This window comes from Streptomyces sp. NPDC060184 (assembly GCF_042728795.1).
GTDB lineage: Bacteria > Actinomycetota > Actinomycetes > Streptomycetales > Streptomycetaceae > Streptomyces.
The window spans coordinates 22,137-28,578 of record NZ_JBHWYX010000069.1 but is presented as its reverse complement, the minus strand read 5'-3'; the positions used below and the strand labels follow the sequence as shown (position 1 = coordinate 28,578).

6 protein-coding genes are annotated in these 6,442 nt (G+C 72.7%); 5 read left to right on the top strand and 1 reads right to left on the bottom strand.

Features of this window, described 5'->3' with window-relative positions; all coding sequences use genetic code 11:
- Positions 1-63 precede the first annotated feature (63 nt).
- On the bottom strand, positions 64-1,860 hold the full coding sequence (locus ACFWEE_RS30915) for an AMP-dependent synthetase/ligase (protein ID WP_386894232.1): 1,797 nt from the start codon (positions 1,858-1,860) through the stop codon (positions 64-66).
- A 275-nt stretch (positions 1,861-2,135) separates the two neighbouring features.
- Here ACFWEE_RS30915 and ACFWEE_RS30910 point away from each other — a divergent pair, with 275 nt between their 5' ends.
- The 5 genes from ACFWEE_RS30910 (at position 2,136) to ACFWEE_RS30890 (ending at position 6,430) form a co-directional block, all read left to right on the top strand.
- Positions 2,136-2,951 carry a metallophosphoesterase gene (locus ACFWEE_RS30910; protein WP_386894230.1) on the top strand — a complete coding sequence of 272 codons (816 nt, stop codon included), beginning with the start codon at positions 2,136-2,138 and terminating at the stop codon, positions 2,949-2,951.
- Between the two features lie 155 nt (positions 2,952-3,106).
- Positions 3,107-3,556, top strand: a complete 450-nt coding sequence (locus ACFWEE_RS30905; protein ID WP_386894228.1) for an SRPBCC family protein — start codon at positions 3,107-3,109, stop codon at positions 3,554-3,556.
- Between the two features lie 4 nt (positions 3,557-3,560).
- A complete protein-coding gene (locus ACFWEE_RS30900) occupies positions 3,561-4,775 on the top strand; it encodes an ArsA-related P-loop ATPase (RefSeq protein ID WP_386894226.1) in 1,215 nt (404 codons plus the stop codon).
- Positions 4,776-4,922: 147 nt separating this feature from the next.
- Entirely contained in the window at positions 4,923-5,414 is a 492-nt protein-coding gene (locus ACFWEE_RS30895) for a DUF5304 domain-containing protein (RefSeq protein WP_386894224.1), read from the top strand.
- A 74-nt stretch (positions 5,415-5,488) separates the two neighbouring features.
- Positions 5,489-6,430 (top strand): ROK family glucokinase, encoded by a 942-nt coding sequence (locus ACFWEE_RS30890; protein WP_386894222.1) that lies wholly within the window; start codon positions 5,489-5,491, stop codon positions 6,428-6,430.
- The last annotated feature ends 12 nt before the right edge of the window (positions 6,431-6,442 follow it).

The window sequence follows — 6,442 nt, the reverse complement described above, 5'->3', positions numbered from 1 at the left end:
TCCGGGCCCCGCCCGCGCGTGCGGGCCCCTCTCCGTCGTACCGTCCGGGTCGTACCGTCCTGATCAGCCGCCGTAGATCGACTCGATCTCGTGGGCGAAGTCCTTCGCGACGACGTTCCGCTTCAGCTTCAGCGAAGGCGTGATGTGCCCCGCCTCCTCGGTGAACTGGGCTTCCAGGACACGGAACTTGCGCACCGACTCCGCCTTGGAGACCGCCGCGTTCCCGTCGTCCACCGCCCGCTGGATCTCCGCCAGCAGCTCGGCGTCCTCGCGCAGCGAGCGGGCCGTCGAACCGGTCGGCTTGCCGTGCTCCTCGGCCCAGCGGCCGAGGAACTCCTCGTCCAGCGTGACCAGCGCGCCGACGAACGGCCGCCCGTCGCCCACCACCATGCACTCGGCCACCAGGGCGTGGGCGCGGATGCGGTCCTCGATCACGGCGGGAGCGACGTTCTTGCCGCCCGCCGTGACGATGATCTCCTTCTTGCGGCCGGTGATCGCGAGGTAGCCGTCCTCGTCCAGCGTGCCGATGTCACCGGTGTGGAACCAGCCGTCCGCCAGCGCCTCGGCGGTCGCCGCCTCGTTCCCCCAGTACCCCGCGAACAGGTGCTCGCCGTGCAGCAGGACCTCGCCGTCGTCGGCGATCCGCACCACGGAGCCGGGCAGCGGCTGGCCGACCGTACCGATCTTCGGCCGGTCCCACGGGTTGAAGGCGGTGGCCGCGCAGCTCTCGGTGAGGCCGTAGCCCTCCAGGACCGTGAAGCCGATGCCCCGGTAGAAGTGGCCCAGGCGCTCGCCGAGCGGGGCGCCGCCGGAGATCGCGTACTCGCCGCGCCCGCCGAGGACCGCGCGGAGCTTGCCGTAGACGAGCTTGTCGAAGAGCCGGTGCTTCAGCCGCAGGCCGAGGGAGGCGCCCTTCGGGGTGCTCAGCGCCTGGCTGTAGGCGATGGCCGTCGAGGCGGCGCGGTCGAAGATCCGGCCCTTGCCGTCGCCCTGCGCCTTGGCGCGGGCCGCGTTGTAGACCTTCTCGAAGACGCGCGGCACTCCGAGGATCAGCGTCGGCCGGAAGGCGGCCAGTTCGTCCGTGAGGTTCTTGATGTCCGGTACGCAGCCGAGCTTGATCGGCGCCATCACGGCCGCCACCTCCACCAGCCGGCCGAAGACGTGCGCGGCGGGGAGGAAGAGCAGCACCGAGCACTCGCCGGTACGGAAGAGGGGCTTCAGCCGCTCCACGACGTTGCCGCACTCCGCGAAGAAGCTGCGGTGGGTGAGCACACAGCCCTTGGGGCGGCCGGTGGTGCCGGAGGTGTAGACGATGGTGGCCGGGTCGTCGGCCTTCGCGGTGGTGGTCCGCACGTCCACGGTCTCCTCGGAGACCTCCGCGCCGGCGGCGTTCAGCTCCTCCACCGCGCCGCGGTCGATCTGCCAGACCTGCTTGAGCTCCGGCAGCCGCGCCTGGACCGAGGCGACCGAGGCGGCGTGCGCGTCGCTCTCCACGATCACCGCGACCGCGCCGGAGTCGCCGAGGATCCACTGGATCTGCTCGGGCGAACTGGTCTCGTACACCGGTACGGTCACCGCGCCGGCGGTCCAGATGGCGAAGTCGAGGAGGACCCACTCGAAGCGGGTGCGCGACATCAGAGCGACCCGGTCGCCCGGTTGCACCCCGGCCGCGACGAGGCCCTTGGCGGCGGATCTGACCTCGGCCAGGAACTGGGTCGCGGTGACGTCGGTCCACGCACCGGCCACCTTGCGGCTCATCACCGCGGTGGCGGGATGCTGAGCGGCGTTGCGGCGGATGAGATCGGTCAGGTTGCCGTCCGTGGGGACCTCGTACAGGGCCGGAAGGCTGAACTCGCGCAAGACTGCTGCTCCTCATCGGGCTCCGGTGCCACGGCTCTGTGTGACGCACCGGAAGCGGTCCACGATTGGCAGGTGCTCAGTGGGGTGAGCACGACTGGACTGCCCGGACGTTACCCACCGGTAGTGCTTCCGGATAGAGGAGCAGGACAGATGTCTTATGCATCACATACAGAGACCGTCGTTCCGGGAACCCTAGACCACCCGTCTCCGGACTCGGAAGTAACCGCAGGTCCGACGCCCTGTTCAGGCCACAGGGGGCTGACTAGGGTGAGCTCATGCGTGCAGGAGAAGAGGGCGTGACGGGCACCCCGGTGACCGCCCGCGGCACCACCCGCGTCCATGTGGTGAGCGACGTACACGGCAACACCGAGGCGCTGGCCCGCGCGGGCGACGGCGCCGACGCCCTGATCTGCCTCGGCGACCTGGTGCTCTTCCTCGACTACGCCGACCACTCGCGCGGCATCTTCCCCGACCTCTTCGGCGTGGAGAACGCCGACCGCATCGTCGCCCTGCGCACCGCCCGGCGCTACGAGGAGGCCCGCGACTTCGGCCGCGAGCTCTGGGCGGGCATGGACCGCAACGCCGCCATCCTCGGCGCGGTCCGCAAGCAGTACGCCGAGATGTTCGCCGCCATGCCGACCCCGACGTACGCCACCTACGGCAACGTCGACGTCCCCGCCCTCTGGCCCGAGTACGCCGGACCGGGCACCACCGTCCTGGACGGCCAGCGCGTCGAGATCGGCGGTCGCGTCTTCGGATTCGTCGGCGGCGGGCTCAGGACCCCGATGAACACCCCGTTCGAGATCAGCGACGAGGAGTACGCAGCCAAGGTGGAGGCGGTCGGCGAGGTCGACGTCCTCTGCACCCACATCCCGCCCGAGGTGCCGGAACTCGTCTACGACACCGTCGCCCGGCGCTTCGAACGCGGCAGCCGCGCCCTGCTGGACGCCATCCGCCGCACCCGCCCCCGGTACGCCCTCTTCGGCCACGTCCACCAGCCCCTGGCCCGCCGGATGCGGATCGGCACGACCGAGTGCGTCAACGTCGGCCACTTCGCCTCCACCGGCCGGCCATGGGCGCTCCAGTGGTGAGAGCCGCCGGACCGGCCGGTGGCGGGAGGCGCCCGCCGGTCGGGGCCGCCCGCCCGGTGAGAGCCGCCGGACACCCCCTCGCGCACACGCGATAGCCTGCACCCGGCAGGCTCCTGCCGAGAACGGACCGGCACAGCGCATGGAGGGCCACGGCGATGGCTGAACACACCAGCTCGAGCATCACGATCGAGGCGGCACCGGCCGACGTGATGAGCGTGATCGCCGACTTCGCCCGCTACCCGGAGTGGACCGGCGAGGTGAAGGAGGCCGAGGTGCTGGCCACCGACGACCAGGGCCGCGCCGAACAGGTCCGCCTGGTTCTCGACGCCGGAGCCATCAAGGACGACCACGTCCTCGCCTACACCTGGAAGGGCGACGACGAGGTCAGCTGGAGCCTCGTCAAGTCCCAGATGCTGCGGTCCCTCGACGGCACCTACGCGCTGGCGCCCCTCGCCGGCGGCGAGCGCACCGAGGTCACCTACCGGCTCGCCGTCGACGTCAAGATCCCGCTCCTCGGCATGATCAAGCGCAAGGCGGAGAAGGTCATCATCGACCGCGCGCTCGCCGGTCTGAAGAAGCGCGTCGAGTCCGCCCCGCAGGGCTGACCCGGTGCGCACGGTCCTGGTCACCGGGCCCGGCGGCGCCGGCACCACCACCGTCGCGGCGGCCACCGCACGGGCCTCGGCCCGCGCCGGCCGCCGCACCCTGCTGGTCACCCGCGACCACGTGCCCGGTGGCCCCGGCTTCCCGGACGGCCCCGGGCCGGTCGCCGCCGACGACCTCCTGGACCACGCCCGCACCGACTCCGCCGCGCACTTGCGTACCGAACTCCTCGCCCTCCAGGAACGCGCCTCCGCCGTCTTCGACCTCCTCGGCGCGGGACGCATGGACGCCGAGGAACTCACCGAACTCCCCGGCAGCGGCGAACTCGCCCTCCTGCACACCCTGCACCGGGCCGCCTCCGGAGACTGGGCCGAGGCCGGTTACGACACCCTCGTCGTCGCCCTGCCGCCCCTGACCGAGGCCGTCGCCCTGCTCGCCCTCCCCGGCCAGCTCCGCCGCTACCTGCGCCGGCTGCTGCCCCAGGAACGGCAGGCCGCCCGCGCGCTGCGCCCGGTGCTCGCCCAGCTCGCCGGGGTCCCGATGCCCGCGCAGTGGCTGTACGCCGCCGCCGCGCGCAAGGACGCCGAACTCGCCGAGGTCGAGGCGCTGATCGAGGACCGCTCCACCACCCTCCGGCTGGTCGCCGAGCCCGGACCCGCCGCCGAGGACGCCCTGCGCGCCGCCCGTACCGGCTTCGCGCTGCACGGGCTGCGCACCGACCTGCTGGTCGCCAACCGGGTGCTGCCGCGCCACTCCGCGGATCCCTGGTTCGCCGGACTCGCCGCCCAGCAGGAGAAGACCCTCGCCCGCTGGTACGAGGACCGGACGCCTCAGCCCGACGGGGGCCCCGCCGCCGAGGCGCTGTACGAGGCACCTCACCTCGGCCACGACCCCCGCACCCCCGAGGACCTGGACCTGCTCGGGATTCCGGCCCCCGACGACCGCCCGGCCGGCCGCGCCGACGACCCCTGGTGGACCGAACGGGCCCCCGACGGTGCCGAGGGCTTCGTCTGGTGCCTGCCGCTGCCCGGAGCGGTCAAGTCCGGTCTTCGGCTCGTCCGCCGCGGGGACGAGATCCTTCTCGCCGTCGGGCCCTTCCGCCGCAGCGTGCGCCTGGAGTCCGCGCTCCGCCGCTGCACGGTGTCCGGGGCGGCCCTCCGCGACGGCGTGCTGCGCGTCCGGTTCACCCCGGACCCGTCGCTCTGGCCGCGTACGCCCTGACGGCCGGTACCGCCTCCGACGGCCGGTCCGCTTTCCGGCCGCACCGCCTCCGACGGCCGTTCCCCGCCCCCGCCGCGCTGCCCCTGAACGGACGACCTCCGTTCGGGTACCGTCGGAGGTACGTCATCCGCGTCGCAGGAGCCCGCCATGAGTGAAGCCACCGATCGTCCCGCCGACGGCGACGCGTGGGCCGACGCCTGCGCCGAGGACCTGGAGGCCGAGAAGGCCCGCCGCCGCGCCACCTACGGGCCGCCGCCCGCCTCCGCCGCCGAGGAGCTGCGCAAGCTGGTCGACGCGGTGGCCGGGAAGCTCGGCGCGTTCTCCTCGCCGCTGCTCGGCACCGCCGCCCAGGGTGCGGTGCAGCAGGTCATCCAGCAGGCCAAGTCGGCGGTCGAACCGGTCATCGAGCGCAATCCGGAGATCTTCGACCACCTCGCCGCCGCCGGCAACGAACTGCTCGCCGCGTACCGTTCCGCCGTCGAGGGCCAGGAGGGCCGCTGGACGCGGACCACCGAAGGCGCGTCCGGCGGAGCCGGCCGCCCCGCCGACACGCCCGACCGGGCCGCCGACGACCCCTCCGACCCCCGCGACCGGCCCTCGGACGGGCCGTCGGCGAGTGAACACATCGACCTGGACTGAGCCCTGGCCGGAAATTCCGGCTGCCTTCTCGGGTACGGTTGACCCAGCGGGGCTCGACCGGAACTGAGGGATTCATGGGACTCACCATCGGCGTCGATATCGGCGGCACGAAGATCGCGGCTGGAGTGGTCGACGAAGAGGGCCAGATCCTCTCGATGTTCAAAGTACCGACCCCGCCGACGGCCTCGGGCATCGTCGACGCCATCTGCTCGGCCGTGGACGGTGCGCGCGAGGGCCACGTCATCGAAGCGGTCGGCATCGGCGCGGCCGGGTACGTCGACGACAAGCGCGCCACCGTGCTCTTCGCACCGAACATCGACTGGCGCCACGAGCCGCTCAAGGACGAGGTCGAACAGCGTGTCGGCCTCCCCGTCGTCGTCGAGAACGACGCGAACGCCGCGGCCTGGGGCGAGTACCGCTTCGGCGCGGGCAAGGGCCACGACGACGTCATCTGCATCACGCTCGGCACCGGCCTCGGTGGCGGCATCATCATCGGCAACAAGCTGCGGCGCGGACGCTTCGGCGTGGCCGCCGAATTCGGTCACATCCGGGTCGTCCCGGACGGCCTGCTCTGCGGCTGCGGCAGCCAGGGCTGCTGGGAGCAGTACGCCTCCGGCCGCGCCCTGGTGCGGTACGCCAAGCAGCGCGCCAACGCGACCCCGGAGAACGCCTCCGTCCTGCTCTCGCTCGGCGACGGCACGGTCGAGGGCATCGAGGGCAAGCACATCAGCGAGGCCGCCCGCCAGGGCGACGCGGTGGCCATCGACTCGTTCCGCGAGCTGGCCCGTTGGGCCGGCGCGGGCCTGGCCGACCTGGCCTCCCTCTTCGACCCGTCCGCCTTCATCGTCGGCGGCGGCGTCTCCGACGAGGGCGAACTGGTCCTGGACCCGATCCGCAAGTCGTTCCGCCGCTGGCTGATCGGCGGCGAGTGGCGTCCGCACGCCCAGGTCCTCGCCGCCCAGCTCGGCGGCAAGGCCGGACTGGTCGGCGCGGCCGACCTGGCCCGCCAGGGCTGACCGCCGCACCCA